The organism is Novosphingobium silvae (assembly GCF_009856825.1).
In the GTDB taxonomy this organism is placed as follows: Bacteria; Pseudomonadota; Alphaproteobacteria; order Sphingomonadales; family Sphingomonadaceae; genus Novosphingobium; species Novosphingobium silvae.
The window spans coordinates 301809-327162 of the sequence record NZ_WVTD01000002.1; the positions used below are offsets into that span (position 1 = coordinate 301809).

The 25354-nt window shown below is 66.4% G+C and carries 22 protein-coding genes and 4 tRNA genes; 11 read left to right on the top strand and 15 right to left on the bottom strand.

Annotation, left to right across the window (positions count from 1 at the left end):
• Positions 1-51: 51 nt before the first annotated feature.
• The 6 genes from GR702_RS04390 to tkt form a co-directional block, all read right to left on the bottom strand.
• Positions 52-963: a fructose bisphosphate aldolase gene (locus GR702_RS04390; protein ID WP_160984747.1), complete on the bottom strand. Its 912-nt coding sequence runs from the start codon at positions 961-963 to the stop codon at positions 52-54.
• A gap of 88 nt (positions 964-1051) precedes the next feature.
• On the bottom strand, positions 1052-2143 hold the full coding sequence (locus GR702_RS04395; RefSeq protein ID WP_160984748.1) for an acyltransferase family protein: 1092 nt from the start codon (positions 2141-2143) through the stop codon (positions 1052-1054).
• 37 nt (positions 2144-2180) lie between these two features.
• A complete protein-coding gene (locus GR702_RS04400; protein ID WP_160984749.1) occupies positions 2181-3380 on the bottom strand; it encodes a phosphoglycerate kinase in 1200 nt (399 codons plus the stop codon).
• Positions 3377-3853 carry an MOSC domain-containing protein gene (locus GR702_RS04405; RefSeq protein ID WP_160984750.1) on the bottom strand — a complete coding sequence of 159 codons (477 nt, stop codon included), beginning with the start codon at positions 3851-3853 and terminating at the stop codon, positions 3377-3379. Before GR702_RS04405 ends, GR702_RS04400 begins: the two co-directional genes overlap by 4 nt.
• 14 nt (positions 3854-3867) lie before the next feature.
• Positions 3868-4875 carry a type I glyceraldehyde-3-phosphate dehydrogenase gene (gene gap / locus GR702_RS04410; protein ID WP_160984751.1) on the bottom strand — a complete coding sequence of 336 codons (1008 nt, stop codon included), beginning with the start codon at positions 4873-4875 and terminating at the stop codon, positions 3868-3870.
• Between the two features lie 16 nt (positions 4876-4891).
• Positions 4892-6880 carry a transketolase gene (tkt, locus tag GR702_RS04415; protein ID WP_160984752.1) on the bottom strand — a complete coding sequence of 663 codons (1989 nt, stop codon included), beginning with the start codon at positions 6878-6880 and terminating at the stop codon, positions 4892-4894.
• A gap of 239 nt (positions 6881-7119) precedes the next feature.
• Between tkt and GR702_RS04420 the strand changes: the two genes are divergently transcribed.
• The 4 genes from GR702_RS04420 (at position 7120) to GR702_RS04435 (ending at position 8697) form a co-directional block, all read left to right on the top strand.
• Positions 7120-7326, top strand: a complete 207-nt coding sequence (locus GR702_RS04420) for a hypothetical protein (RefSeq protein ID WP_160984753.1) — start codon at positions 7120-7122, stop codon at positions 7324-7326.
• The gene (locus GR702_RS04425) at positions 7326-7673 is read left to right on the top strand and encodes a cell division protein ZapA (protein WP_160984754.1); all 348 of its coding nucleotides are present in this window, start codon (positions 7326-7328) and stop codon (positions 7671-7673) included. Before GR702_RS04420 ends, GR702_RS04425 begins: the two co-directional genes overlap by 1 nt.
• Positions 7674-7826: 153 nt before the next feature.
• Complete coding sequence (locus tag GR702_RS04430) at positions 7827-8453, top strand: 5-formyltetrahydrofolate cyclo-ligase (protein WP_160984755.1); 627 nt, start codon at positions 7827-7829, stop codon at positions 8451-8453.
• Positions 8454-8457: 4 nt separating this feature from the next.
• On the top strand, positions 8458-8697 hold the full coding sequence (locus tag GR702_RS04435; RefSeq protein WP_160984756.1) for a DUF2842 domain-containing protein: 240 nt from the start codon (positions 8458-8460) through the stop codon (positions 8695-8697).
• Between the two features lie 123 nt (positions 8698-8820).
• Here the strand turns inward: GR702_RS04435 and GR702_RS04440 are convergent.
• The 7 genes from GR702_RS04440 to thyA form a co-directional block, all read right to left on the bottom strand.
• Positions 8821-8897, bottom strand: a tRNA-Asp gene (locus GR702_RS04440).
• A gap of 111 nt (positions 8898-9008) precedes the next feature.
• Positions 9009-9085 (bottom strand) — tRNA-Asp (locus GR702_RS04445).
• 244 nt (positions 9086-9329) lie between these two features.
• Positions 9330-9656, bottom strand: a complete 327-nt coding sequence (locus GR702_RS04450) for a DUF1801 domain-containing protein (protein WP_160984757.1) — start codon at positions 9654-9656, stop codon at positions 9330-9332.
• A 16-nt stretch (positions 9657-9672) separates the two neighbouring features.
• Complete coding sequence (locus GR702_RS04455; RefSeq protein ID WP_160984758.1) at positions 9673-11007, bottom strand: dihydrolipoamide acetyltransferase family protein; 1335 nt, start codon at positions 11005-11007, stop codon at positions 9673-9675.
• A gap of 4 nt (positions 11008-11011) precedes the next feature.
• The gene (locus GR702_RS04460) at positions 11012-12064 is read right to left on the bottom strand and encodes an alpha-ketoacid dehydrogenase subunit beta (RefSeq protein WP_237449545.1); all 1053 of its coding nucleotides are present in this window, start codon (positions 12062-12064) and stop codon (positions 11012-11014) included.
• Entirely contained in the window at positions 12057-13379 is a 1323-nt protein-coding gene (locus GR702_RS04465) for a 3-methyl-2-oxobutanoate dehydrogenase (2-methylpropanoyl-transferring) subunit alpha (RefSeq protein ID WP_160984759.1), read from the bottom strand. The genes GR702_RS04460 and GR702_RS04465 overlap by 8 nt, the downstream gene beginning before the upstream one ends.
• 94 nt (positions 13380-13473) lie before the next feature.
• Positions 13474-14442, bottom strand: a complete 969-nt coding sequence (gene thyA, locus GR702_RS04470; RefSeq protein ID WP_160984760.1) for a thymidylate synthase — start codon at positions 14440-14442, stop codon at positions 13474-13476.
• Positions 14443-14636: 194 nt separating this feature from the next.
• Here thyA and GR702_RS04475 point away from each other — a divergent pair.
• A tRNA-Pro gene (locus GR702_RS04475) sits at positions 14637-14713 on the top strand.
• A gap of 136 nt (positions 14714-14849) precedes the next feature.
• On the opposite strand, the gene recG is transcribed toward GR702_RS04475, so the two are convergent.
• A complete protein-coding gene (recG, locus tag GR702_RS04480) occupies positions 14850-16907 on the bottom strand; it encodes an ATP-dependent DNA helicase RecG (RefSeq protein ID WP_160984761.1) in 2058 nt (685 codons plus the stop codon).
• Positions 16908-17084: 177 nt separating this feature from the next.
• Between recG and GR702_RS04485 the strand changes: the two genes are divergently transcribed.
• The 4 genes from GR702_RS04485 (at position 17085) to GR702_RS22750 (ending at position 22457) form a co-directional block, all read left to right on the top strand.
• On the top strand, positions 17085-17507 hold the full coding sequence (locus GR702_RS04485; protein WP_160984762.1) for a host attachment protein: 423 nt from the start codon (positions 17085-17087) through the stop codon (positions 17505-17507).
• 63 nt (positions 17508-17570) lie between these two features.
• Complete coding sequence (locus GR702_RS04490) at positions 17571-17843, top strand: FAD assembly factor SdhE (protein ID WP_160984763.1); 273 nt, start codon at positions 17571-17573, stop codon at positions 17841-17843.
• 558 nt (positions 17844-18401) lie between these two features.
• Complete coding sequence (mfd, locus tag GR702_RS04495; protein ID WP_160984764.1) at positions 18402-21893, top strand: transcription-repair coupling factor; 3492 nt, start codon at positions 18402-18404, stop codon at positions 21891-21893.
• A 195-nt stretch (positions 21894-22088) separates the two neighbouring features.
• Positions 22089-22457, top strand: a complete 369-nt coding sequence (locus tag GR702_RS22750) for a MauE/DoxX family redox-associated membrane protein (protein WP_419880281.1) — start codon at positions 22089-22091, stop codon at positions 22455-22457.
• 358 nt (positions 22458-22815) lie between these two features.
• Here GR702_RS22750 and GR702_RS04500 read toward each other — a convergent pair whose 3' ends face one another.
• Positions 22816-24225, bottom strand: coding sequence for an EAL domain-containing protein (locus GR702_RS04500; protein ID WP_419880282.1), 1410 nt, complete (start codon positions 24223-24225; stop codon positions 22816-22818).
• Between the two features lie 109 nt (positions 24226-24334).
• Here GR702_RS04500 and GR702_RS04505 point away from each other — a divergent pair, with 109 nt between their 5' ends.
• Both GR702_RS04505 and GR702_RS04510 read left to right on the top strand, forming a co-directional pair.
• On the top strand, positions 24335-25108 hold the full coding sequence (locus GR702_RS04505) for an NAD kinase (RefSeq protein ID WP_202408043.1): 774 nt from the start codon (positions 24335-24337) through the stop codon (positions 25106-25108).
• A 152-nt stretch (positions 25109-25260) separates the two neighbouring features.
• Positions 25261-25335, top strand: a tRNA-Asn gene (locus tag GR702_RS04510).
• Positions 25336-25354: the final 19 nt, after the last annotated feature.

The window sequence follows — 25354 nt, forward strand, 5'->3', positions numbered from 1 at the left end:
GCGGCACCTTCCGGCGCCGCCTTTCCTTGTTCAGCGGGACTGGCCCGGGGTTCAGGCAGTAGGAACCGCCTCGGCCTTCTGGGTCGAACCCTGGTAGATCTCGTCGATCGCTTCCGCCAGCGCTGCGTTGAACTCGGCATCGCTCATCTGCGAGCGCAGGTCGGACAGGAGCGCCCGGCTGAAGCTCGCGATAATGCCCTTGTTCTTGGCAAGCTCGACGCAAGCTTCCGAGCGCGAGAAGCCGCCCGAGAGCGCGACCACGCGCAGGACCTTGGGATGCTCGACAAGTGCATCGAAAGTGCCGGGAACGACCGGCAGCGAAAGCTTGAGCATCACCTGCTTGCCTTCGGGAAGGGCGTCGAGGTTCTTGAGGATCTCGTCGCGCAGGATGGTGTCACACTCGGCGCGCGTTTCGCTCTTGATGTTCACTTCGGGCTCGATGATCGGCATCATCTCGTGGCCGAGCACCTGCAGACCGATCTCGAACTGCTGCTTGACCACGGCGGCGATGCCCTCGGCATTGGCCGAGTTGATGACCGAGCGCTCCTTGGTGCCGAACACGCCAAGCGCCTTCGAGCGCGCCAGCAGCGCATCCAGAGTGGGCATCGGCTTCATCAGCTGAACGCCGTTGGCTTCGTCTTCAAGGCCCTTGTCGATCTTGATGAACGGAACCACGCCCTTTGCGAGCAGTGCCTGGGGGGTCGGCACGCCTTCGACCTGGCCATCCATGGTGCGCTCGAAAAGGATGGCGCCGATGACCTTCTCACCGGTGAAGGCAGGAGACGAAATGATCCGCGCGCGCATTTCGTGGATCAGGCCGAACATCTCCTCCTCGTTCGACCATGCACCTTCCTCGATCCCGTAGCCCTTGAGAGCCTTGGGGGTGGAACCGCCACTCTGGTCCAGCGCGGCAATGAAACCGTCGCCGTCCGCCATTTTGGCGGTCATCTCTGAATACTGCATGGGTTCTCCTCCTAGTGTGTTCAGCACTTGCTTTCGAGCCTATCGCGCGGGGACATGTCCCGCAACAGCAGCAAGGCTGCGGTAAGCCTTAATTGGGCAGCACGCGCTCCTTCATCGGCTGCGGGATGGCCGCGCGGGCGCGCAGCACGGCGTTGATCCGGGTACGCATCGGCAGGTCCACCCAGCGTACCGCCGCCCATCCCAGCAACACGCAGCATGCCAGATAGATGGCGCCCATCAGCACCGGATCATAGCCGAGGTCGTCCTTGAAGTAGCGCAGCGGCTCCATGAGCGCCCAGTGCACCGCATAGACGGCATAGGACACCTCTCCCAGAAACCAGGCGAGCGGCGCAAGGAACCGGGGCGGCTCGCACCGCGCACCCAGCCACACCAGCAGGGGCGAGACGACGATGCTGCACGCAAGGTCGTACCAGGCATCCGGAATGGACACCGGGTCCAGCATCAGCATGGCCGCGATCGCGGCGAGGCAGGCGGCGCCCAGCCAACCGGCGGGACGCGCGACGGCGGCAGGGAGACGGGCGAGGAGCACGCCGGCGGTGAACGACATCGTGGTGCGCACCATCGAGGTCCCCACCTGATGCCAGACTGCTCCCAGGTTGCCGCCATCGTTCTCCAGCACCACGGGCACGAACCAGAGCGCGGCTGCCAGGACCACAGCCAGCAGCCCGATGCGCGGCAGGCGGAACAGCACCAGCACCAGGCCGAGGTTGGCCACCAGTTCAAAGAACAGCGACCATGCCGGCACGTTGAGCGGGAACAGGGTGTTCGTCACCGGCGAAGGAAGCATCAGCACGTTGAAGGGCAGCGCGCGCGCCATCATGCCATAGCCGTAGAGGTTGCCCTGCCCGGTAAAATGGTTGGAAATGGCGGACAGCGTGGTGACGACGATCCCCACAAGGAACAGCGGATAGAGCCGGATCAGCCGCTGCTTCATGAAAGCCCCGGCCGTCATCCCGGCCTGCCAGCGCGGCAGGTACGTGCGGCATAGAACGAAGCCGGACAGCGCGAAGAAGAAGTCCACGGCGACATAGCCGTGGGGCGCCTGCGAGATGTTGTAGTGGAACAGCGCCACGGCAAGCGCGGCGATCCCGCGCATCCCGTCCAGCGTGACGTACCGCCCTTCCCAGGGCGGCGCGGCGGCATGACGATGGTGATTCATGCGCGCCGCATACTCGCTTTGGTCCCGTTTGTCGCGATCAGGCGGAAAGCGCCGCGACGCCCGGAAGCTCCTTGCCTTCCATCCATTCGAGGAAAGCGCCGCCCGCGGTCGAGATATAGCTGAAATCCTGCGCCACGCCCGCGTGGTTGAGCGCGGCGACCGTATCGCCACCGCCGGCCACGGACACCAGCGATCCCTCGGCGGTGAGCGCTGCCGCGGTCTTGGCGAGCGCCACCGTCGCGGCATCGAAAGGCGCCATCTCGAACGCGCCGAGCGGGCCATTCCAGACGAGGGTGCGGCAGGTCTTTAGCACGTCGCCAAGGGTTTCGGCGGCATTCGGTCCAGCGTCGAGGATCATCTCGTCGGCCGCGACTTCATGGACGTTGCAGGTACGCAGGCTGGGCGGGTTGGCCGCGAATTCTTTCGACACCACCACGTCGTAGGGCAGATGGACGGTGCAGCCCGAGGCATCGGCCGCTGCAAGGATTTCGTTGGCGGTGCCGGTCAGGTCGTGCTCGCACAGCGACTTGCCCACGTCCACGCCCTTGGCCGCGAGAAAGGTGTTGGCCATGCCGCCACCGATGATCAGGTGATCGACCTGGGTCACGAGGTGCTTCAGCACGTCGAGCTTGGACGAGACCTTGGCGCCGCCGACGACGGCCGCGACCGGCTTTTCGGGATTGCCGAGCGCCTTGTCGAGCGCTTCCAGCTCCGCCTGCATGGAACGTCCCGCATAGGCAGGCAGGACCCGGGCGAGGCCTTCGGTGGTCGCATGGGCGCGGTGCGCCGCAGAAAACGCATCGTTCACGTAGAAGTCCGCGTTGGCAGCGATCGCCTGCGCGAGTTCGGGGTCGTTCTTCTCCTCGCCCTTCCAGAAGCGGGTGTTCTCGAGGATGGCGATGTCGCCTGCGCGCAGGATGCCGATGGCCTGCCTGACCACGTCGCCCGCGATCTCGGGCACGAACATGACTTCCTTGCCGAGCGTCTTCTCCACCGCGCCCACGACCATGGAAAGCGACATCGTGGAAACGCGCTCGCCCTTGGGGCGGCCGAAATGCGCGAGCAGGAGGACCTTGGCGCCCTTCTCGGTCAGTTCCAGGATGGTGGGCGCCGCCGCGCGGATGCGGGTATCGTCGGTAACGGCCCCGTCCTGCATCGGCAGGTTGAGGTCGACGCGCACGAGCGCCACCTTCCCGTTCACGTCACCCAGGTCATCAAGGGTCTTGAAAGCGCTCATCTCTCGATCCTTATCTCGTCGCCGACGGCGATCTCGCCGTCATCCAGCACCCTGCCCAGCACGCCGCCACGCCAGTCCGGCGTGAGCGCGCGCTCGAGGCCGGGCGCCACTTCCTCCATGCGGCCGCACGGATCGCATTCCATGGTGACCTCGATGCGCAGGTGCCTGCCGATCACCAGGACCGCGCCCGCCTTCCTCGGCAGGCGCAGCCCTTCGACCAGAAGGTTCGCACGGCGAGCATGCCATGGCGGGCGCTGCCCGAACAGATCGGTTGCATGCACCTCGTCCAGAGCCGCCCGCCAGCTCTCGATCTCCATAAGGGAGACCTGCCGCCTCGGCACCTTTCCCGGACGCACCGCGCCGCGAAAGTCCCCGTGGACTCCCGCGGCGGCAGTTACGACGGCAGAGCGCAGGTCCTCCATCGGAGCACGGCGACGTTGCCGCCGTGAGATACCGATGAGGCGTCCCGCCATCGCCGTCTTTTCGATCAGAGCAGGCCGCCCATCACGCCGGCCGTGTCGACCATGCGGTTGGAGAAGCCCCACTCGTTGTCGTACCACGAAAGCACACGCACGAGCTTGCCTTCGAGTACGGCGGTCTCGAGGCTGTCGATCGTCGACGAGTGCGCATCGTGGTTGAAGTCGATCGAGACCAGCGGTTCCTCGGTATAGCCGAGCACGCCCTTGAGCTCGCCCTCGGCCGCTTCCTTGAGCAGCGCGTTGACTTCCTCGGCGGTGGTGTCGCGCTTGGGCACGAAAGTCAGGTCGACGACCGAGACGTTCGGGGTGGGCACGCGGATCGACGAACCGTCGAGCTTGCCCTTGAGGTCCGGAAGAACGAGGCCCACGGCAACGGCGGCGCCGGTGCTGGTGGGGATCATGTTCATCGCGGCGGCGCGGGCGCGGCGCGGATCCTTGTGGATCTGGTCGAGGATCTTCTGATCGTTGGTGTACGAGTGGATCGTGGTCATCAGGCCGCGCTCGATGCCGATCTTCTCGTGCAGGACCTTGGCGAACGGCGCGAGGCAGTTGGTGGTGCACGAGGCGTTCGAGACGACAAGGTGCTCGGCCGTCAGGTCCTTGTGGTTGACGCCGTAGACGACGGTCAGGTCCACGCCCTTGGCCGGGGCCGAGATCAGCACGCGCTTCGCGCCGGCGGCGATGTGCTTGGACGCGCTGTCCTTGTCCACGAAGAAGCCGGTGCACTCCAGCGCGATGTCGATGCCGTTCGCGGCATGCGGCAGGTTCGCCGGATCACGCTCGGCAGTCACCTTGATGCGCTTGCCGTTGATGATCAGGTCGCTGCCGTCGACTTCGACGTCGCCCGGGAACGTGCCGTGCACGCTGTCGCGCTTGAAAAGGAGGGCGTTGGCCTTGGCGTCGGCCAGGTCGTTGATCGACACCAGCTCGAGATCATGGTCGGTACGCTCGAGAATGGCGCGAGCGACATTGCGCCCGATACGTCCAAAACCGTTGATCGCAACCTTCGTCGCCATGTAATTCTCCTCCTAGTTAGGCGCTGAGCTTGTCCATAATCTTGGGTACGATCGCATCGACGGTGAAGCCGAAGCGCTCGAACAGGACCTTGGCCGGGGCCGACGCGCCGAAGCGGTCCAGACCGATATTCAGGCCGCCGTTGCGGCTGAAGGCAGTGTAGCGTTCCCAGCCGTGCGTGGTTCCCGCCTCGATGGAAACGCGCAGGATCGACGGGTCGTTGGGCAGGATCTCGCGCTGGTAGGCCTCTTCCTGGGCGGCGAACAGGTCCATGCACGGCATCGACACGACGTCGGCGCCGATCCCCCGTGCCTGCAGTTCGTCACGCACCTTGACGGCAAGTTCCACTTCCGAGCCGGTGGCGATGAGGATCACCTTGCGCTCGCCCTCGGCGCGGCGCAGCGTGTAGGCGCCGCGAGCCGAAAGCATCTCTCCCGAAGTGCGCAGCTGCGGCAGGTTCTGGCGGGTAAGCGCGAGGACCGAAGGCGTTTCCTTCGATTCCAGCGCGAGGTTCCAGCACTCGGCCGTCTCCACCACGTCGGCGGGACGGAACACGTTGAGGTTGGGGATCAGGCGCATCGACATGATGTGCTCGACGGGCTGGTGCGTGGGCCCGTCCTCGCCAAGGCCGATGCTGTCATGCGTCAGTACGTAGATCGCCCGGGTCTGCTGCAGCGCCGAGAGGCGGATCGCATTGCGGCAGTAGTCCGAGAAGATCAGGAAGGTGCCGCCATAGGGGATCACGCCGCCGTGCAGCGCCATGCCGTTCATCGCGGCGGCCATGCCGAACTCGCGGATGCCGTAATAGACGTAACGGCCGGCGTAGTCCTCGGGCGTGAACGGCGCCTGGCACTTGGCCTTCGTGTTGTTCGAACCGGTGAGGTCGGCAGAGCCGCCGATCATCTCGGGGATCGCGGGAGCCAGCACGTTCAGCCAGTTCTCGGAGGCCTTGCGCGTGGCGACGGTGGAATCGCCGGCAACCCACTGGGTCAGCGTTTCGCGGATGGTGTCCAGCTCGGGCAGGTCACCGGCCATGCGCCGCGCGAACTCGGCCTGTTGCGGATGGCCCGAAAGACGCGCCTCCCACTCCTGGCGGTCGGCCGTGCCGCGCTTGCCGACGAAGTGCCAGTCAGCCGCGATCTCGGCCGGGATCTCGAACGGGGCGGACGTCCAGAGCAGGTGGTTGCGCGCAGCGGCGATCTCGGATTCGCCAAGCGGCGCGCCGTGGACATCGTGCCCGCCCTGCTTGTTGGGAGCGCCCTTACCGATCACCGTGCGGCACGACACGAGCGCGGGCTTGTCCGAAGTGGCGGCGGCGGCCAGCGCGCGCTCGATGTCGTCGAAGTCGTGACCGTCGCAGTCGAACACGTCCCACCCGGATGCGCGGTAGCGCGCCGGAATGTCTTCGGAGGTCGAAAGCGAGGTGTCGCCATCGATGGTGATCTTGTTATTGTCCCACAGGACCTTGAGGCGGTTGAGCTTCAGCGTGCCCGCAAGACCGATCGCCTCGTGGTTGATGCCTTCCATCAGGCAGCCGTCACCCGCGATCACCCAGGTGTTGTGGTCGACCACATCGTCCCCGAAGGTCGCGTTCAGGTGGCGCTCCGCCATCGCCATGCCAACGGCCATCGCCACGCCCTGACCCAGCGGACCGGTGGTACATTCCACGCCCGGGATCAGGAAGTTCTCCGGGTGGCCGGCGCAGACCGAGCCGAGCTGGCGGAAGTTGCGGATGTCCTCCAGCGTGGGGCTCGCATAGCCGGTGAGGTGCAGCAGCGAGTAGATCAGCATCGAGCCGTGGCCCGCCGACAGCACGAAGCGGTCGCGATCGGCCCAGTCCGGCACGGCGGGATCGAACTTCAGGAACTTCGAGAAGAGCACCGTGGCGACGTCGGCCATGCCCATCGGCATGCCCGGATGGCCGCTGTTCGCCGCCTGGACCGCATCCATCGACAGCGCCCGGATGGCGTTGGCCATCGGCGCAAGGCGGTCGGGAGACAAAGTCATGGGAGAGCTCCGGGTATGCGAAAATTGCGGGACGATTCGAAAACTGGGACCCCCTTTAGGGAGAGGCTGCGTTCCGTCAAGTTCGGCACCGGTTTTCGCGAGGACGCCCCTGCGAACGGCCGCAAGCGGCATGCGTCCCGTCGCATGAGATGCCCTTTGAACCATGCGTGCGTGACAAGATTGTGAACAAGCGCGTGCAAGTGCTTGCGAGGCGAACATTATGTCGCCAGCGAGAAGCCATGAACGAGGCTGATGCCCTGCTGGCGCTCGACCGTATCGAGCAAGCCCTGGCCCGGATCGAAGCTGCCGCGCAGGCAGTGCAGGACGAGCCCGCCGCCCGCGAGCGCGAAGACGATCTGCATCGCCGCCACGAAGCGCTCAAGGCGAGCGTCGCACGCTCGCTTTCAGACCTCGACGAACTGCTTGGCCAGCGGGGTGACGCCTGATGGGCAACGTCACGCTCTCCATCGGCGGCCGCAGCTTCACGCTTGCCAGCGCGAACGGCGAGGAGGCCCATGTCGAGGCACTCGGCCGCCTCATCGACGAGAAGGTCCGCGCCGCCGGCGTGAGCGGGCAGACGGAGACGCGGATGCTGCTCTTCGCCTCGCTCATGCTTGCCGACGAACTGCACGAGTTGCGCAGCCGCCCCGCTCCGGAACCTGTTCCCGAACCCGTCGCTTCGCCCATCGAAGCACCACGGATGCCCCGGGAAGCCGGGGAAAGGCTGGCCCGCATCGCCGCGCGGATCGAAAATCTCGCATCCCTCCTTGAGGGGGAGAAGAAGAGCGCCTAGATAGGGCGTGACGGGATCTGCCCGGCACGTGCCGTTCGAACATCCCTGAGGCTATAAGCAATCCATTGGGGGCTGTCCCTGCCCGGATCCTGGTCCGAAGCACATGGTCCCCACCTGACGTCGAGGCGTCAGAGGATTTCTAGGAAACGACCCATGGTGGACCCGTCACCCCCCATATCTTCCGGCTCCTTCGCCGACGCCAAGGCCGCGCTTCGGCGCGCCTATCGGCAGGCCCGGGCCGAACACGTCGCAGGCCTGCCCGCCGGTCTTCGCGCATTGATGCTCAGCCGTCCCCCTGCTCCGGTGGTCGAGATGATCCCGCCAGGAGCGACCGTGGGCCTCTACCACCCGGTCGGATCGGAGGCGCCTGCGCTGGGCTGGGCCCGCTGGCTCTCGGAGAACGGGTGGAGCGTCGCCCTGCCCTGGTTCGCATCGCGGACCGCGCCCATGGACTTTCGCATCTGGGACAACCCCTGGGACGAAAGCCTTCTGGCGCCCGGCCCCTGGCGCGCACTGCAGCCTGCCGCCGACGCCCCGGTCGCAGCCCCCGACATCGTGGTGGTGCCTCTGCTGGCGTTCACCGCCGAAGGCCATCGGCTCGGCCAGGGCGGAGGCCACTACGATCGCTGGCTCGATGCCCATCCCCGCGTCCCCGCCATCGGCTTGGCCTGGGACTGCCAGCTGGCCGCCGAATTGCCCGTGGAGAGCCATGACCGCACGCTGGTCGCGGTGGTCACGCCCACGCGCATCTACCACGCCGAAACGGCAGGCGAAGGCTGAGCCTATGCGGGAAACACCCACCTGGCGCATCCCTGTCGGTATCCTCGCGCTCGTGGGCGTGCTGGCGCTCTACGGCATTGCGGTGGCCACTTTCGTGCCGCCGCTCATCGGCGGGTGGAACGCGCTTGCACAGACGCCTGTCTACGTGGTCCTGGGGATCGTCTGGATCCTGCCGCTGGGGCGGTTCCTGATCTGGATGGAAACCGGCCGCTGGAGCGCGCCTGAGAAGGACCCTGCCGGGTAGCCCCGGCAAGTCCGCACAACGCTCCTGCAAGCCAGAGGCATCCCCCGGAGCAAGTCCGGGACAACAATCCAGTTTTCGGGGATTTCCACATGCTGTGCGCTGCTGGCCACTTCGTTCAAGAAGTGGCGCGAGTGACGGGGCTCGAACCCGCGACCTCCGGCGTGACAGGCCGGCACTCTAACCAACTGAGCTACACCCGCGCAGCGATGTGTGCGAAACCTTGAGGCAGGCTTCAAACCACCGGGTTACCGGCATCTCCAGCCTTCAGGCCGGACCGTCCCCCTCTTGTGAAAGAGAGAAACTGCCCCAAGTGGCGCGAGTGACGGGGCTCGAACCCGCGACCTCCGGCGTGACAGGCCGGCACTCTAACCAACTGAGCTACACCCGCGTTCTTGCGGTTGCGTCCGCTTGGGAGCGCCGCCACTAGGCCAGCCTCGCAGGGCTGTCAACAGCCTTGCAGAGGCCGCGCGGACTTTTTTCTGAGAGCCACTTCCGCCGGTCTGGCGTACGCCGGATTGCCCGGGCTTTCCGGTACTTTCCGCCGCCTTCGCAAGCCTTGCAGAGCAGTGGGAGCGTCACGTCTGACGATGATTTGGTGCCGCAGTGGCGGAAGATCGCCGCGTACGCCGCTCTCAGGGCTTGGGAGCGGTGATCCGCTGACGCGCTTCGACGAGGATGGCGGCAAGCTCGTGGCGGCCCGGCATGTCCGCCATCGATCCGATCCTGATGTAGCGGCTGTGTTCCTTGTCGCCGTGGATGCCGAGCGAACAGTGTGCCTTGAACCCCGCCAGGCCCGCTACATTGCGACCCGCCACGGTGTAGTGCGGCACTTTCCACTTTATGGTCTCAGCAGCGTCGGGAAGCGCGGCCGCGATCGCTTCGCGCAGGTGCTGCAGCATGGCCTGAACCGGAGGCGCCATGGCGGCGATGTAAGCGTCCACGCGCGAATCCCGGTCCATGCCAGCCACCTTTCCCTCAGCCTGCGAGAATGAGTGCCGGAGCCTCGATCAGCTTCTTGAGGTCCTGCGCAAAGCTGGCCGCGTCAAACCCGTCGACGACGCGGTGATCGCAGCTCATCGAGATGTTCATGATTTTGCGCTTTTCCACGCGTTCCGTGCCGTCCGCGCCCTTCACGAACATCGGCCGTTCGACGATCCGGTTGGGACCGATGATGGCCACTTCCGGACGGTTGATGACGGGCGTGGTCGCCACGCCGCCCATCGGGCCCAGCGAGGTGACGGTGATCGTCGAGCCCGAGAGTTCGGACGACTTCGCCGATCCGTCGCGCGCGGCCTGCGCAAGGCGCGAGATCTCCGTTGCGAGCTGCCACAGGTTGCGGCTTTCGGCGTTGCGGATCACCGGCACCATCAGCCCTGCCGGCGTCTGCGCCGCGATGCCGAGGTGGACCGAGCCATGGCGGGTCACCACGCCTGCCTCATCGTCGTAATGCGCGTTCAGCATCGGATAGCTGGGCAGCAGGCGGCAGATGGCGGTGATGAGGAAAGGCAGCATGGTCAGCTTGGGGCGGTTGCTGCGCCCGGCGTTCAGCTGCGCCCGCGTATCCTCCAGCGCCGTCACGTCGTATTCCTCGACATAGGCGAAGTGCGGGATGTTGCGCTTGGACGCGGCCATGTTCTCGGCGATGCGACGCCGCAAACCGATGACGCGAACCTGCTCGTCCTTGCCCCTGACGCCTGCGGCGTGGAAACCGCCGCCCGCGTTGTAGGAGAGGAACGCGTCCAGATCCGCGTGCCGCACGCGGCCGTCCTCGGCGGACCGTACCTGCCCGAGGTCTATCCCAAGGTCCTTCGCGCGCTTGCGCACGGCGGGGCTGGCAAGCACGCGGTTCTTCTCTGCGTCTACGGCCGGCGGCGGCGTTGGTGTTGCAATTGGTGCCAGCTCGTCATGCGAAGGCACAGGCCCGGGCGAGGCGGGAGCCTCTTCCCCGGCGGCAGCTGCTGCGGCCTGCACCCGCTCGGCGTCACCGGCATCGGGGTTCTCCACCTCGATGCGCTCTTCCACCACAGCGGCCTTGGGAGCAGGCGCCTGCCCTTCGGGCTCGCCTGTGCCTTCCACCTCGATCACGACCAGCGGCGATCCGATGGCGACGACATCGCCTTCCGCTCCCGCCACTTCGATGACGGTGCCCGATACCGGGCTTTCCATCTCGACCGTGGCCTTGTCGGTCATCATGTCGGCGAGGCGGCCGTCTTCCTCGACCCTGTCGCCGACCTTGACGTGCCAGGCGACGATCTCGGCCTCGGCGATGCCTTCCCCGATGTCGGGCAGCGTGAACGTATAACGACCCATGGGATCAGTCCTTCATCAGACGATCGACCGCCTCGCCGATGCGGACGGGACCGGGAAAATAGGCCCACTCGAGGCTGTGCGGATAAGGCGTGTCGAAACCGGTGACGCGCTCCACAGGTGCCTCGAGGTGGTAGAAGCAGCGCTCCTGGACGAGCGCCACAAGCTCGGCGCCGAAACCGGAGGTGCGGGTCGCCTCATGTATCACCAGGCATTTGCCGGTCTTCTCCACCGACTTTTCCACAGCCTCGATGTCCAGCGGGACAAGCGTGCGCAGGTCGATGATCTCGGCGTCGATGCCCTTCTCCGCGAGCACCGCCTCGGCGACATGGATCATCGTGCCGTAGGACAGCACGGTCAGCGCCGCGCCTTCGCGCACGATCCGCGCCTTGCCGAGCGGTATGCGATAGTAGCCCTCGGGCACATCGCCGCCCGGATGCCCCTTCCAGGTCCGCGAAGGCTTGTCGTAGTAGCCGTCGAACGGGCCGTTGTAGATGCGCTTGGGCTCGAAGAAGATGACCGGATCGTTGTCCTCGATCGCTGCGATCAGCAGTCCCTTGGCGTCGCGCGGCGTGCAGGGGATGACCGTCTTCAGGCCCGCGACGTGCGTGAACAGCGCCTCCGGGCTCTGGCTGTGGGTCTGCCCGCCGAAGATGCCGCCGCCAAACGGCGAGCGGATCGTGATCGGCGCGGTGAACTCCCCCGCCGAACGATAGCGCATGCGCGCCGCCTCCGAGACGAGCTGGTCGAGGCCGGGATAGATGTAGTCCGCGAACTGGATTTCCGGCACCGGCCGCAGACCGTAGGCAGCCATGCCCACCGCAGCGCCGACGATGCCGCATTCGTTGATCGGCGAATCGAACACCCGGTTGCGGCCGTACTTCTTCTGCAGGCCTGCCGTCGCGCGGAACACGCCGCCGAAATATCCGACGTCCTCGCCCAGGATGACGATGTCGTCGTCGCGGCCCATCATGATGTCGAGCGCGTCGTTGATCGCCTCGATCATGTTCATATGGCGGGTGGGCGCATCGTGGACGCCGGCTGCGGCTTCCTCAATCATGACCATCGCTCCGCCCCTCCTCTTTCCAGTGAGGCCACTTGATCTCGCGCTCGCGGATCGCCTGCGCGGCCTGCTCCTCGAGGTGCCAGGGCAGTTCCTCGAAGACGTCCTCGAACATGGTGTGGAACGGGTGGTGCAGCCCGTGGCCCAGCACGCCGTTCTTCTCGGCCTCCTTGGTGGCGACCTTGACCTGGTCGACGAGTTCGCGGTCCATCGCTTCCTGCTGCTCCTCCGACCATTCGCCGAGCGCGATGAGATGCTTCTTGAGGCGCATGATGGGATCGCCGAGCGGCCATTCCTCGCGCTCCTGCGCCGAACGGTAGGCGGACGGGTCGTCCGAGGTGGAGTGCCCCTCGGCGCGGTAGGTGAAATGCTCGATGAGCGTCGGGCCCTTGTTCGCCCGCGCGCGATCGGCCGCCCAGCGCGAGGCGGCATAGACCGCCAGCGCATCGTTCCCGTCCACCCGCAGCCCGGCGATGCCGTAGCCGGTCGCCCGCGCGGCGAACGTCGTGCGCTCCGCGCCCGCGAAACCCGAGAAGCTGGAGATCGCCCACTGGTTGTTGACGAGGTTCAGCACCACGGGCGCATTGTAGACGGCGGCAAAGGTCATGGCGGCATGGAAGTCGCCCTCCGCGCTCGATCCCTCGCCCACGAAGGCCGAAGCGACGCGCGTGTCGCCCTTGATGGCGCTTGCCATGCCCCAGCCCACCGCCTGGGGAAGCTGGGTCGCCAGATTGCCCGAGATGGAGAAGAACCCGTAATCGCGCGCGGAGTACATGACGGGCAACTGCCGGCCCTTCAGGGTGTCCGCCCGGTTGGAGTAGATCTGGTTGATCATCTCCACCAGCGGATACCCGCGCGAGATCAGGATGCCCTGCTGGCGATAGGTGGGGAACACCATGTCGTCCCGCGCGAGGGCCTGTGCATGGGCGACCGAGATCGCCTCCTCGCCCACGCTCTTCATGTAGAAGCTGGTCTTCCCCTGGCGCTGGCCGCGGTACATGCGGTCGTCGAAGGCGCGGGTGAGCGCCATCATGCGCAGCATGCGGCGCAGCGTCTCGGCATCGAGGCCGGGGTTCCATGCACCGACCGCGCGGTCGTCCTCGTCTAGCACGCGGATCATGTCGAGCGTGAGGGGCCATGTCTCGGCCGCCTCGCAGGATTCGTCCGGACGCGGCAGTTGCCCTGCAGGCGGGACCGGAAGGTGCGAATAATCGACCACGTCGCCCGGTCGGTACCGGGGCTCGGGTACATAGAGTTCCAGCGGCGGCAGGTTGCCGCGCCGGGTGCTTTCAGGAATCGGGCCTTCACCCATGTTTTCTGCTCTCCCGCCGATGTCGGGCCGCGAGAACCTTGAGTTTCAAAATTCTACGGTTCAGTCATATTATTTCAAGTCTGGGCAATGTCAATCAGACCGCAACCGGCGCCGCGATATGGCCCTGCGGCGCATATCCGCTCACGTCGAAGTCCTCGATCCGGTAGTCGAACACCGATTCGGGGCGCCGCAGGATCGTCATCCGCGCTTCTCCCGAAGGCGTGCGCGAAAGCTGCTCTTCGACGAGAGAGCCGTGGTTGAGGTACAGATGGACATCGCCGCCTGTCCAAACGGCTTCACCCGGCTCGAGGTTGCATTGCTGCGCCATCATCCGAGTCAGCAGCGCCAGCGACCACATGTTGAATGCAAAGCCCAGGCCCAGGTCGCAGCTGCGCTGGTAGAGCAGGCAGGACAGCTTCCCGTCGGAGACGTGGAACTGGTAGGTCTTGTGACAGGGCGGCAGGGCCATGGCCGGCAGCTCCGCGACGTTCCAGCCCTCGATGATGTGGCGGCGGCTGCCGGGGTTCGACTTCAGGCTTTCCAACACCTGCGCGATCTGGTTCACGCCCGGCCCTCGCCGGAACAGCCCCTCCTCTCCCGCCGGTTCGTAGGTCGGCCAGTCCACCCACTGCTTGCCGTAGACGGGGCCAAGATCGCCCCATTCGCGCGCGAAGGCCTCGTCCGCGACGATCCTTGCGGAGAAATCCTTGCGTTCGATCGCCTCGCCGGTCTCGCGGCGATAGCGATCGAGCGGCCAGTCGGTCCAGATCTCCACCCCTTGCGCGCAAAGGGCGCGGATGTTGGTGTCGCCTGTCAGGAACCAGAGCAGTTCGCGCGTCGCGGTCTTCCAGTAGACGCGCTTGGTGGTGAGCAGCGGCATCGCACCGCCGGACAGATCGAAGCGGATCGTGGCCCCGAACAGCGAGCGCGTGCCGACGCCGGTGCGGTCCACCCGCTCGTCGCCCTGCGTCCAGATTCGGCGCATGAGATCGAGGTACTGGTGCTCCCAGTGCGGGTTTGCACAAGTGGCGGCGGGCGCGGCGTCAAGCGTGGCGGTGGTCATGGGCGCGAGCCTAACCGGAGGGCTCCCCGATGAAAAGGCGCACGCATTCCCGTTCCCCCGCTCGCCGCAAGAACCCGGCATGCGCCTGCGCAGCCCTGCGCCGACATTTTTCCACGAAAGCCCCCTTGCCACCCCCGGAATCGCTCTCTATAGGCGCGCTCCTGCCTCGGGCGGTCTTCGGATCGCCCTCCGGTCGGGGAATAGCTCAGCCTGGTAGAGCACTGTCTTCGGGAGGCAGGGGCCGGAGGTTCGAATCCTCTTTCCCCGACCATTTATTCGCAAAGGGCGCGTCCTTCGGGATGCGCCCTTTGTCGTTCCGGGCCCAGCCGCTCCCCCTTCCGTTCCTTTCTCCTGCAAGGCGAGCAGCAACGCTCCGGGCCGCATGGCTCGCACCGGCATCGCACCGATCAGCCAGATCGAAGCAGCTGTACCCCCCAGTCGCGCTCGAAGAGGTAGAGCAGCAGGCGCGCCGCTTCGCCCCGGGGCCCGGAAAGACCGCCGTCGCGCTCGATCAGCAGGCGTGCGTCGTCATGCGCCAGGGGAAGCAGCTTGGTGATCTGCTCGAGGCTGGCGATCCGGAACGGCGTGTCGCCCGACTGGCGCGTGCCTAGCAGTTCGCCGCCGCCGCGCAGTTGCAGGTCTTCCTCGGCAAGGCGAAAGCCGTCCTGCGTCTCGCGCATGAGCGCCAGGCGCTGGCGCGCGGTTTCGGACAGCTGGGCTCCGCGCAGCAGGAGGCAGGTGGACTTGCCCGAGCCGCGCCCCACGCGCCCGCGCAGCTGGTGCAGCTGGGCAAGGCCGAAGCGCTCCGCCTGTTCGATCACCATGAGCGTGGCATTAGGCACGTCGACCCCCACCTCGATCACGGTGGTGGCGACCAGCAGGCTCGCTTCGCCGCGCGCGAAACGCTCCATCGCCGCGTCCTTGGCCTCGGGCCGCAGCTGCCCGTGGACCAGCGCGACCGCATCGCCGAAGCGCTCCTTCAAGGCGGCGTAGCGCGCTTCCGCGGCGGCGAGGTCGTCGGTCTCGCTCTCGTTGACCATCGGGCAGACCCAGTATGCCTGCTGCCCCGTCTCGATATGGCGGGCGAGCGCAGCGGCGACATCGTCCATCCGCTCCACCGCAACCACGCGCGTGTCGATCGCCTGCCGCCCGGGCGGCAGTTCGTCGAGTTTGGAGACTTCCATCTCGCCGTACTGCGCGAGCGTCAGCGTGCGGGGGATCGGGGTCGCGGTCATCGCCAGCGTATGCGGCGTGCGGCGGCCCTTGCGCGCCAGCATCAGGCGCTGACCGACGCCGAAGCGATGCTGCTCGTCGATCACAACGAGCGCGAGGTTGCGGTAGGCCACGGCGTCCTGAAAGATCGCGTGCGTGCCCACCACGATCTGGATGGAGCCGTCCAGCAGCCCCATCAGGATCGCCTCCCGCGCCTTGCCCTTGTCGCGCCCGGTGAGCAGCGCGATCTCGACGCCTGTGCCCTGCAGCATCCGCGAGAGCGTCTCGTAGTGCTGGCGGGCGAGGATCTCGGTCGGCGCGAGCAGCGCGGCCTGGGCCCCCGCTTCCACCGCGATCAGCATCGAGGTGAGCGCCACCACCGTCTTGCCCGAACCCACGTCGCCCTGCAGCAGGCGCAGCATCGGCGCGGCCTGGGCAAGGTCGCCCTCGATCTCGGCGATGGAGCGGGCCTGCGCGCCGGTCAGCGCGAAAGGCAGCTTCAGCCGGGCGCGCAGGCTTCCGTCCCCGGCCAGCGGAGTGCCCCGTTGCGAGCGGTTGGATTCGCGCACCAGCATCAGCGCCAGCGCATTGGCGAGCAGTTCGTCGTAGGCGAGCCGGTCGCGCGCGGGCTGGTGGACGCCGCGATGCGCCTCGACCACCGCATCGTGCCAGGCGGGCCAGCCCATCTTGTTCAGGAGGCCGGGCTCGATCCATTCGGACAGCACCGGAAGGGCCTTCAGCGCCTGCGCGACGAGAGCGGCGGCGCGGCCCTGCGTCAGGCCTTCGGAAAGGGGGTAGACCGCCTCGCAGAGCTGGCCGAGCGGCGCGGATGCGTTTTCGGAGACATGCTCTGGATGGACGATCTGCAGCATCTGGCCATACTGGTCGATGCGCCCCGCCACCCAGCGCAGTTCGCCCACCGGAAGCTGCTTGCGCGCGGAATAGGACGCCCGCCCGAAGTAAGTGAGCGTGCAAATGTTGCCCGCCCCATCCTCGGCCATGACCCGGAAGGGCCCGCGCCCGGCGGGGGAGCGATGCTCGCGCACGGTAAGCGCGACGATCACGTTCTCGCCGACGCTCGCCTCGTAGAGACTGGTGACCGCGCGCCGCTCCACGAAGCGGTCGGGCAAGTGATAGGCGAGGTCGCGGATGCGGGTCAGGCCCAGTTTCTCCAGCGGCTTGCGCAGCTTGGGGCCGACGCCTTCCAGCGCCTCGACTTCGACGAAAAGGGGATTGAGCGCTTCGGGCCGCATGACGCGCGCCTCTTAGAGCCTTTTCGGGCTTGGTGGAAACACCGCTCGGCAGGGAAAACGATGGGGCCCGCTCCGGCGCGGATGCGGAGCGTTTCGCCAGAGCGAATGGAACTTTGCCTGTCACGCCCCCGTTGGATCACCGTCAACCAGAGACCGTCACCCTCATAGGAGAAGCTCATGCTCTTGCCGCACGGAACCGTGTTCGCGATCGTCGACGGGGAGAACTTCGAACTCTACCGTAACTCCGGCATCGAGGCCGAGCCGCAGCTCACCGCGATCGAGACGCCTGACCTGGAGGCCACGAACTACAGTTCGGCCGCGAAGGACCACGACAAGATCTCGCGCTTCCAGTCCGGCGCGCCCAAGGACCGGCTCGACAAGATGGAGGAGGCCGCGCACGTCACCGCCGTGGCCCAGTGGCTGAACTCGCAGGTGCTCAGCCGCCAGATCGACAAGCTGGTGGTCGTTGCCGATCCCAAGTCGCTCGGCCAGATGCGCCGACACTACCACAAGGAACTCGAAGGCGTGCTGCTGGGCGAAGTGCCCAAGACGCTGACCGGCCGCCCGACGCAGGAGATCATCCGCGTCCTTCACAGCTGACCGCTCCGGGCCGCCACCCGGCTCCGGCTTGCTCATGCCCGTGCGCCATTGTAACGCGCGGGCATGAGCGACCTCTCACCCCGCCTCGCCCGCCTCAAGTTCCGCGCCTGGCATCGCGGCACGCGCGAGGCAGACTACATGATCGGATGCTTCTTCGACCGCTTCCACGCGCAGTGGTCCGAGGACGAGATCGCCCTGTTCGAGCGCATGATCGAAGAGGAAGACGTCGACATCATGGGCTGGGCGCTCGGCACGCTCAGCATCCCCGAGGAATACCGCGGGCCGCTGGTGGAGCGCATGATGAAGCTGGACTACGTCATCATCCCGAGGGACTGAACGGCCGCAATCGCAGCCTCAGCCGCAGCTACTGCCGCCATCTTCGGACAAGCCTGATTGCCCGCTGGCGAGTGCGGGATAACGCCGGTTGGGAAAGTCAGCGGACGGAAAAGCGGTCGACGCTGGTGTTTTTGCTCGCGGGCATCACGCGGGCGCTGCCGGTCGGCTCTCGTTTGCGAACGGCTCGGGAGCGGCCTTGCTCTCCCGGGCTCGGCCCGTGCGGTGCGTGGGGGTGACGGGCAGGGCTCGCGTCCAGGCCGTCTTCCCTGAGGGCATACCCTCATCTTCGTCCACGCATCCTCTTGCGGCAATCACCGGTGCTGCTGCCGGGCGCCGACCGCTTGCGAAAAGAAGCGGGAGAAGCGTCAGCTGCGCGCTTCTTTCCGTTCCGCCGCTTGATCGATCGTAATCGATGGCGAGGCTTATAACCCAATTGGTTATATCTGTCAAGGCGAGGCCCTGACAGCCCTCCCGAGGCCGCCTCTGTGCCCGTGCAGCACGGATCAAGAACATCATTGTATTTGCAACCCCTTCCTCATATCTCGCTTCCTCCCTCACATGCCTGACTTTTCCCGCATCCTCTCCGCCTCGACGCCGCTGACGCTGGCTTCGGTAACCCGTGGCAGCCAGCCGCTGGTCATGGCCGACCTCGCCCGCGCCGCCGCCAAGGCAGGACGCGCCGTTTTCGTGGCGGACAACGAGGCGGCGATGTCCGCCATCGCCAGCGCCGCGCAGTTCTTCGCGCCCGAACTGCAGGTGATAGAATTCCCGGCATGGGACTGCCTGCCCTATGACCGGTCGAGCCCGGCACTTTCCGTCAGCGCCCGCCGCCTCGCCGCACTTCATGCGCTGCAGCTCAAGCGACAGGGTCCGCAGCTTCTCGTCACCACCACGAACGCCCTGCTCCAGCGCGTCCTGACCCCGTTCCGCATCCGCGAATCGGTCCGGCTGCTCAAGCCCGGCATGGAAGTGGGGCACGAAAGCCTCATCGCGCTGCTGCGCCGCCAGGGATACCACCGAGCCGACACTGCGATCGACGCGGGCGAGTTCGCGGTGCGCGGCTCGATCTTCGACATCGTGCCCTCAGGCCTGGAATCCGGGGAAGGTTCGGCAGGCCTTCGCCTCGACTTCTTCGGAGACGAGCTGGAGACGCTGCGCCTGTTCGATACCGGGACGCAGCGCTCCACCGGCACCACTCCCGAGCACCTGCTGCTGCCCGCGAGCGAGGCGCTGGTCGACGACGAGACGGTGAAGCGTTTCCGCACCCGCTACCGCGAGATGTTCGGTGCCAACGCCACCGCCGATCCGCTCTACCAGGCAGTGAGCGACGGGCGCCGCCTTGCCGGCATGGAGCACTGGCTGCCGCTGTTCGAGGATCGGCTGGTCACCCTGTTCGACCATCTCGGACCCGAAGACGTCATCGTCGTGGACTCCGCCGCCCTCGGCGCCATCGACGAGCGGCTGACCGACATCGCGGACTATCACAAGGCGCGTCTCGACACCTCGGGCCAGAAGGCCGGCTCCTACCGCCCGCTCCCGGCCGATGCGCTCTATCTCGGCAAGGAAGAGATCGACGGGCTCGTCGCGGCTCATCCGGTGCACCGCGCCGATCCCTTCGCCCAGCCGGAATCGGCCAAAGTCATCGACTTCGGCTTCGGCAACGCACGCGACTTCGCGCCCGAACGGGCCCGGGGAGACAACGCCTACGAAGCGGCCGCCCGGCACTTGCAGGCGATCTCCAAGTCGGGCCGCAAGGCGATCCTCGCGGCTTATTCCACCGGCAGCCGCGCGCGCATCGCCTCGATCCTGGGCGAAGCGCATGGCCCCGAGCCGCGCCTCGCCGATGCCTGGCAGGAAGCCCTGGGCCTTGCGGTGCAGGGCCGCTCCGCCGCGCTGGTGCTCCCGCTCGAAACCGGCTTCTCCAGCGATGCGCTCGAGGTCATCACCGAGCAGGACATCCTGGGCGACCGCCTGGTCCGGCGGAAGAAAAAGAAGAAGGATTCCGACGCCTTCCTCGCCGAACTGGCGGCGCTGACGCCGGGCGATCTCATCGTCCACATGGACCACGGCATCGGCCGCTACGAAGGGCTGCAGTCGATCCCCGTCGGCGAAAGCCCGCACGACTGCGTGATGCTGACTTACGCAAGCGGCGACAAGCTCTACATCCCGGTCGAGAACCTCGACGTCCTTTCGCGCTACGGCAGCGAGGCCGAGGGTGTCGCGCTTGACAAGCTGGGCGGCGAGGCGTGGCAGAAGCGCCGTGCCAAGCTGAAGGAGCGCATCCGCGAGATCGCGGGCGAGCTGATGAAGACTGCGGCCGAACGCGCGCTGCGCCAGGCCCCGGTGCTCGCGGCCGAGGACTCCACCTTCAACCAGTTCGTCGACCGTTTCCCCTGGCAGGAGACCGACGACCAGGATGCCGCCATCTCGGACACGCTGGAAGACCTCGCCAGCGGCAGGCCGATGGATCGCCTCGTCTGCGGCGACGTGGGCTTCGGCAAGACCGAGGTCGCGCTGCGCGCCGCCTTCGTCGCGGCTATGGCCGGCCATCAGGTGGCCGTGGTCGCCCCCACCACCCTTCTCGCCCGCCAGCACTATTCGGGCTTCGCCGAGCGCTTCAACGGCTTTCCCCTGCAGGTGGGCCGCCTCTCGCGCCTCGTGCCCGAAAAGGAAGCGAAGGCCACGCGCGAGGGGCTGGCTGACGGCACGGTCGACGTCGTGTGCGGCACGCACGCGATCCTGTCGAAAAGCGTAAGCTTCAAGCGCCTCGGCCTCGTCATCGTCGACGAGGAGCAGCGCTTCGGTGTCACGCACAAGGAAAAGCTGAAGCAGCTGCGCGCCGACGTGCACGTGCTGACGCTCACCGCCACGCCCATTCCGCGCACGCTGCAGATGGCGATGTCGGGCCTGCGCGAACTCTCCACCATCCAGACCCCGCCGGTGGACCGCCTGGCCGTGCGCACTTACGTCATGGAGTGGGACGACATGGTGATGCGCGAGGCCCTGCTGCGCGAGCATCACCGCGGCGGCCAGAGCTTCATCGTGGTGCCGCGCATCTCCGACATGCCGGAGATGGAGGACTGGCTGCACAAGCATGTACCCGAGGTCAAGGTCATCGCCGCGCACGGGCAGATGTCCGCCACCGAGGTGGAAGAGCGCATGGGCGCCTTCTATGAGGGCAAGTACGAGGTCCTGCTTTCCACCACGATCGTGGAGAGCGGCATCGACATCCCGCGTGCCAACACGATCATCATCCACCGCGCGGACCGGTTCGGCCTTGCCCAGCTCTACCAGCTGCGCGGCCGCGTGGGGCGATCCAAGCTGCGCGCCTACGCCTATCTCACCACGCCGCCGGGCCAGGGCCTCACCGAAGTCTCGGAAAAGCGCCTCAAGGTTCTGGGCGACCTCGATTCGCTGGGCGCGGGCTTCCAGCTTGCCAGCCACGATCTCGACATCCGGGGCGCCGGCAACCTGCTGGGCGACGAACAGTCCGGCCATATCCGCGAAGTGGGCTTCGAACTCTACCAGTCCATGCTGGAGGATGCGATCCTTGCCGCGCGCGCGGGCGGCGTCGGGCTGGAAAAAGACACCACGGGCCTCTCCCCGCAGATCACGGTCGAGGCGCCGATCATGATCCCAGAAGACTACGTTCCCGACCTCGCGGTGCGCATGGCGCTTTACCGGCGCCTCAACGATGCCGACAGCAAGGACGAGATCGAATCGCTCTCGGCCGAGATGATCGACCGTTTCGGTCCCCTGCCCCAGCCCACCGCGAACCTTGTCCAGCTTATCCAGATCAAGCGGCAGGCCATCGAGGCGCACATCGCGAAGATCGACGTCGGCGCGCGCGGCACCCTGGTGACGTTCCACAACGACAGCTTCCCCAACCCGGAAGGCCTCATCGCCTACGCCGAACGCCTCAACGGCGCGGTCAAGCTGCGCCCCGACAACAAGCTCGTCCTGCAGCGCGCCTGGGGCGATCCGAAGAGCCGCCTGAACGGCCTGCTGCAACTGACCAAAGGCCTCAGCGCCGTCGCCCGCAAGTCCTGACCGTGGCGGGCGGCGACGCGCTGCGTCTGAAAACGGCTCGCAGGCAAAGAACGGTGTCGGAGCGAGCAGCGATCAGACACGGCACTAAGCGCCGCGTCCGCTTTCATGAAACATGAAGCGACTGACGGACTTTCCGCAAACGCCCCGTTGCTGACATTTCCTTGCCGCGCTGAATTGGTGCGCTATGTTCGATCTATGAAATGGCTCGTCAGGCTTATCGATCAAGATGTGGTCGCCTCGTTGAACAGCGTTCAAGCCGCCAGCAGAAAGCCGCTTGGTGTCAAGCGTTTCAACTCAACAATTTCGGCTATTCACTTTCCTCGCTGGACATGGATTAGGCTCATAGTGCCGCTGATAACGCTATGCGTTTTGCTTGTGCTCTCTCCAGAACCAGTCGCTACATACGGCCTTTGGGCTGCTGTTGGGTTGCTTGTAACCTTCTTCGGTTTGTACTTCTATCGGTTAGCTCTCATACGGCAACGATGGCTCGACAAGCGCTGCGTCGATGAGTTCGGTTCCTATGAAGCGACCGAGGATGATCGATATGAGGTTCCTCCAAGCTAGCGTCCGCTGTCCACCCTTTGCGGCCGCTGATCGGGGCGCAGAAGATGAAACATTATCCGCGCGGAGACGCGGAGGATGGTTTTTCGGCGACGCCACGTTTCCCTCGATGCTGCGATTGTTGCCAGGTTCGCGAAGCAAGGAAAGGCTGCGGCTTGCGGGACACCTTCCGCGCCTCCGCGTCTCCGCGTGCCCCTATGTCGCCTTTGTCCGGCAAGAAGCGTCGAGCGGGATACCGGCACTCGCCGGGTGAGCGGATTGACGGAACTTCCTCCCGGCATTCAAGACGGCCTTCGGCGGGCTCGGCCCGAGCGGACTTGGGCTCTGATCCTGAAAGGAAAAGCGCGTCCGCTTTCCGCGCTTACTCAGGCCCCGCTTGTGACACGCTCCTGAGGGGGATGCTGCCGGGCTGCTTGGGCGTGCTCAGGGCAAGTCTGGCGAACAGGGCGGCGCTCATGGGTTGGGCGCGCAGGAAGCCCTGGAAGTAGGCGCAGCCTTCGCGGGCGGCGACCTGTCGCTGGCCCTCGTCCTCGATGCCCTCGGCGATGACCTGAAGGTCGAGCGCGCGGGCCATTGCCACGATCGCGCGCAGCACGGCGACGTCGCGCCGGTCGGTGACGATGCCGTCGATCATCGAGCGGTCGAGCTTGAGATAGTGGATCGGCAGCACCTTGAGATAGCGGAAGTTGCAGAACCCCGCGCCAAAGTCGTCCAGCGCGATCCGGATGCCCTGCGCGGAAAAGTCCGCCAGCGTCTGCGCGGCCATGGTGATGTCGCCGATCAGCGTCTGCTCGGTCACTTCCAGCGTCAGGCGGCGCGGCGGGAAGCCGCTCTCGCGCACCAGGTCCAGCATCTGGCGGGTATAGCTGCCGAAAGCGAGGTCGGCCGCCGTCACGTTGATCGACAGGCGCAGCGATCCCGGCCACTCCCGCGCCTCCCACAGCGCCTTGCGCGCAATGTGGCGCGAGAGCGGGCCCACATGGTCCGCCCGCTCGGCAATCGCGAAGAGCGCCCCTGCCCCGATCCGGCCAAGCTCGGGATGGTTCCACCGCGCCAGCGCCTCCGCGCCCGTCAGGCTGTCGTCGGCAAGGTCGAACTGGGGCTGGAACAGCACCTCGATCTCGTCCCTGTCGATGGCGACAAGAAGGTCCGCCTCGAGCTGCTGCGCCGAGCGGCCGGGCACGGTCACTTCCCCGTCGGCCCAGGCCAGGCGCGTGCCCTGCTGCTCGTGCGCCTCGCCCAGCGCATGGCCGAGCCGGTCGAGCATCGATTCGACGCTCTCGCCGGTCAGCGCACGGATCAGCGCGATGCGGGGGGAGAGCCGCAGGATGCCCGAGGGAACGGGGATCGGCCGCGCGATCATGTCCGCCAGCTGGTCGGCCACCAGTTGCCAGCGCTCGCGGCTGCAGGCCTCGTTGGCGACGAGGATGAAGCTGCCGCCGCCCGCGCGCGCCAGCAGCCAGGGCCCGTCGAGCTCTTCCTCGGCGAAATGCGAGATGCGCGCCGCCACTTCCTCGAGCGCGCCGTCGCCCGCCGCCTCGCCATAGGCCATGTTGATCGCGTCGAGCCGCCGCAGGCTGAGCAGCATGGCGTGGACGTGGGCCATGTGCGGCATGAGCACGGGATCCGCGCGCCATGCGGCGATCCGCTCGAACACCGCCTCCACGCCGGGAATGCCGGTCAGCCTGTCGGCGATGCCCTTGGCCGCGCCCTTTGCCGCAGCCCTGCCTCTGGAGGAGCCCGCAACCGTGTCGTCTGGTTTTGACCGCATCGCCTCGCCATAGCCCAAAGGCCTTGCAAATCCCTTCAAAATTCTACAGCCCCGGTCCCGGAACAGGACGATCACGCCCTGTAGCTGGACGATCCCGGAAATGACGAGCATGGACGCGAAACTGGCGCTGATCGTATCCGACAGCGCCAAGGCGCAGGACGGCGCAAGGGCCCTGCGCGATTCCCATCCCTGGGTCAGCCAGCAGGAGGCAGACATCCTCGTGGTGCTCGGCGGGGACGGTTTCCTGCTCCACGTCCTCCACGAGATGCTCGACGGTCAGCCGATCAAGCCGGTCTACGGCATGAACCTGGGAACCGTGGGGTTCCTCATGAACGGCCCGCACGACGGGGTGCCGATCTCCACCCGCGTAGCCGAGGCGCACCGCGTGCCGGTCCGCCCGCTGCGCATGCACGCGCGGGCGAACGATGGGCGCGAATACAGCTATTATGCCATCAACGAAGTCTCGCTCCTGCGCGAAACGCGCCAGACGGCGAAGCTGGAAGTGCGCATCAACGGCCACGTACGCATGGAAGAACTGGTGGGCGATGGTATCCTGGTCGCGACGCCGGTGGGCTCCACCGCCTACAACCTTTCGGCGAACGGCCCGATCCTGCCCTTGGGCAGCCGCATGCTGGCGATGACGCCGCTCAGCCCATTCCGCCCGCGCCGCTGGAAAGGCGCGATCCTGCCCGAAAGCGCCGAAGTGGAATTCAGGATCCGCGAGCCGGGCAAGCGGCCCGTCGCCGCCGTCGCGGACCAGAAGGAAGTGCGCGACGTCGCATCGGTGCGGATCATCGCTTCGGCCAAGAAGGAACTGACCCTGCTGTTCGACCCCGGCTTCACGCTGGAAGAGCGCATCTTCGCCGAGCAGTTCCAGGTCTGAGCGCCGTCGATCCGGGTCCTGGCGCCTCCGGTCGCCGCCTCGGCAGATTTTATCGCAGGTCGCGTGAAATTTCTGCCTCAACGGGCTTGCCAATCTTTCTGGCGCTGTTATAGGCGCACCCCTGCCCGGCGGTGGTAACACTGACAGGCTGCTCCCCGATAGCTCAGCGGTAGAGCATTCGACTGTTAATCGAATGGCCGTAGGTTCGAATCCTACTCGGGGAGCCAACATCTTCTAGATAGCCCA

What these genes read in the sequence shown, in the direction of transcription:
- GR702_RS04390 (WP_160984747.1), bottom strand. Translation starts at nt 963, where the DNA reads ATGCAGTATTCAGAGATGACCGCCAAAATGGCGGACGGCGACGGTTTC.
- GR702_RS04395 (WP_160984748.1), bottom strand. Translation starts at nt 2,143, where the DNA reads ATGAATCACCATCGTCATGCCGCCGCGCCGCCCTGGGAAGGGCGGTAC.
- GR702_RS04400 (WP_160984749.1), bottom strand. Translation starts at nt 3,380, where the DNA reads ATGAGCGCTTTCAAGACCCTTGATGACCTGGGTGACGTGAACGGGAAG.
- GR702_RS04405 (WP_160984750.1), bottom strand. Translation starts at nt 3,853, where the DNA reads ATGGCGGGACGCCTCATCGGTATCTCACGGCGGCAACGTCGCCGTGCT.
- gap (WP_160984751.1), bottom strand. Translation starts at nt 4,875, where the DNA reads ATGGCGACGAAGGTTGCGATCAACGGTTTTGGACGTATCGGGCGCAAT.
- tkt (WP_160984752.1), bottom strand. Translation starts at nt 6,880, where the DNA reads ATGACTTTGTCTCCCGACCGCCTTGCGCCGATGGCCAACGCCATCCGG.
- GR702_RS04420 (WP_160984753.1), top strand. Translation starts at nt 7,120, where the DNA reads ATGAACGAGGCTGATGCCCTGCTGGCGCTCGACCGTATCGAGCAAGCC.
- GR702_RS04425 (WP_160984754.1), top strand. Translation starts at nt 7,326, where the DNA reads ATGGGCAACGTCACGCTCTCCATCGGCGGCCGCAGCTTCACGCTTGCC.
- GR702_RS04430 (WP_160984755.1), top strand. Translation starts at nt 7,827, where the DNA reads ATGGTGGACCCGTCACCCCCCATATCTTCCGGCTCCTTCGCCGACGCC.
- GR702_RS04435 (WP_160984756.1), top strand. Translation starts at nt 8,458, where the DNA reads ATGCGGGAAACACCCACCTGGCGCATCCCTGTCGGTATCCTCGCGCTC.
- GR702_RS04450 (WP_160984757.1), bottom strand. Translation starts at nt 9,656, where the DNA reads ATGGACCGGGATTCGCGCGTGGACGCTTACATCGCCGCCATGGCGCCT.
- GR702_RS04455 (WP_160984758.1), bottom strand. Translation starts at nt 11,007, where the DNA reads ATGGGTCGTTATACGTTCACGCTGCCCGACATCGGGGAAGGCATCGCC.
- GR702_RS04460 (WP_237449545.1), bottom strand. Translation starts at nt 12,064, where the DNA reads ATGATTGAGGAAGCCGCAGCCGGCGTCCACGATGCGCCCACCCGCCAT.
- GR702_RS04465 (WP_160984759.1), bottom strand. Translation starts at nt 13,379, where the DNA reads ATGGGTGAAGGCCCGATTCCTGAAAGCACCCGGCGCGGCAACCTGCCG.
- thyA (WP_160984760.1), bottom strand. Translation starts at nt 14,442, where the DNA reads ATGACCACCGCCACGCTTGACGCCGCGCCCGCCGCCACTTGTGCAAAC.
- recG (WP_160984761.1), bottom strand. Translation starts at nt 16,907, where the DNA reads ATGCGGCCCGAAGCGCTCAATCCCCTTTTCGTCGAAGTCGAGGCGCTG.
- GR702_RS04485 (WP_160984762.1), top strand. Translation starts at nt 17,085, where the DNA reads ATGCTCTTGCCGCACGGAACCGTGTTCGCGATCGTCGACGGGGAGAAC.
- GR702_RS04490 (WP_160984763.1), top strand. Translation starts at nt 17,571, where the DNA reads ATGAGCGACCTCTCACCCCGCCTCGCCCGCCTCAAGTTCCGCGCCTGG.
- mfd (WP_160984764.1), top strand. Translation starts at nt 18,402, where the DNA reads ATGCCTGACTTTTCCCGCATCCTCTCCGCCTCGACGCCGCTGACGCTG.
- GR702_RS22750 (WP_419880281.1), top strand. Translation starts at nt 22,089, where the DNA reads ATGAAATGGCTCGTCAGGCTTATCGATCAAGATGTGGTCGCCTCGTTG.
- GR702_RS04500 (WP_419880282.1), bottom strand. Translation starts at nt 24,225, where the DNA reads ATGCGGTCAAAACCAGACGACACGGTTGCGGGCTCCTCCAGAGGCAGG.
- GR702_RS04505 (WP_202408043.1), top strand. Translation starts at nt 24,335, where the DNA reads ATGGACGCGAAACTGGCGCTGATCGTATCCGACAGCGCCAAGGCGCAG.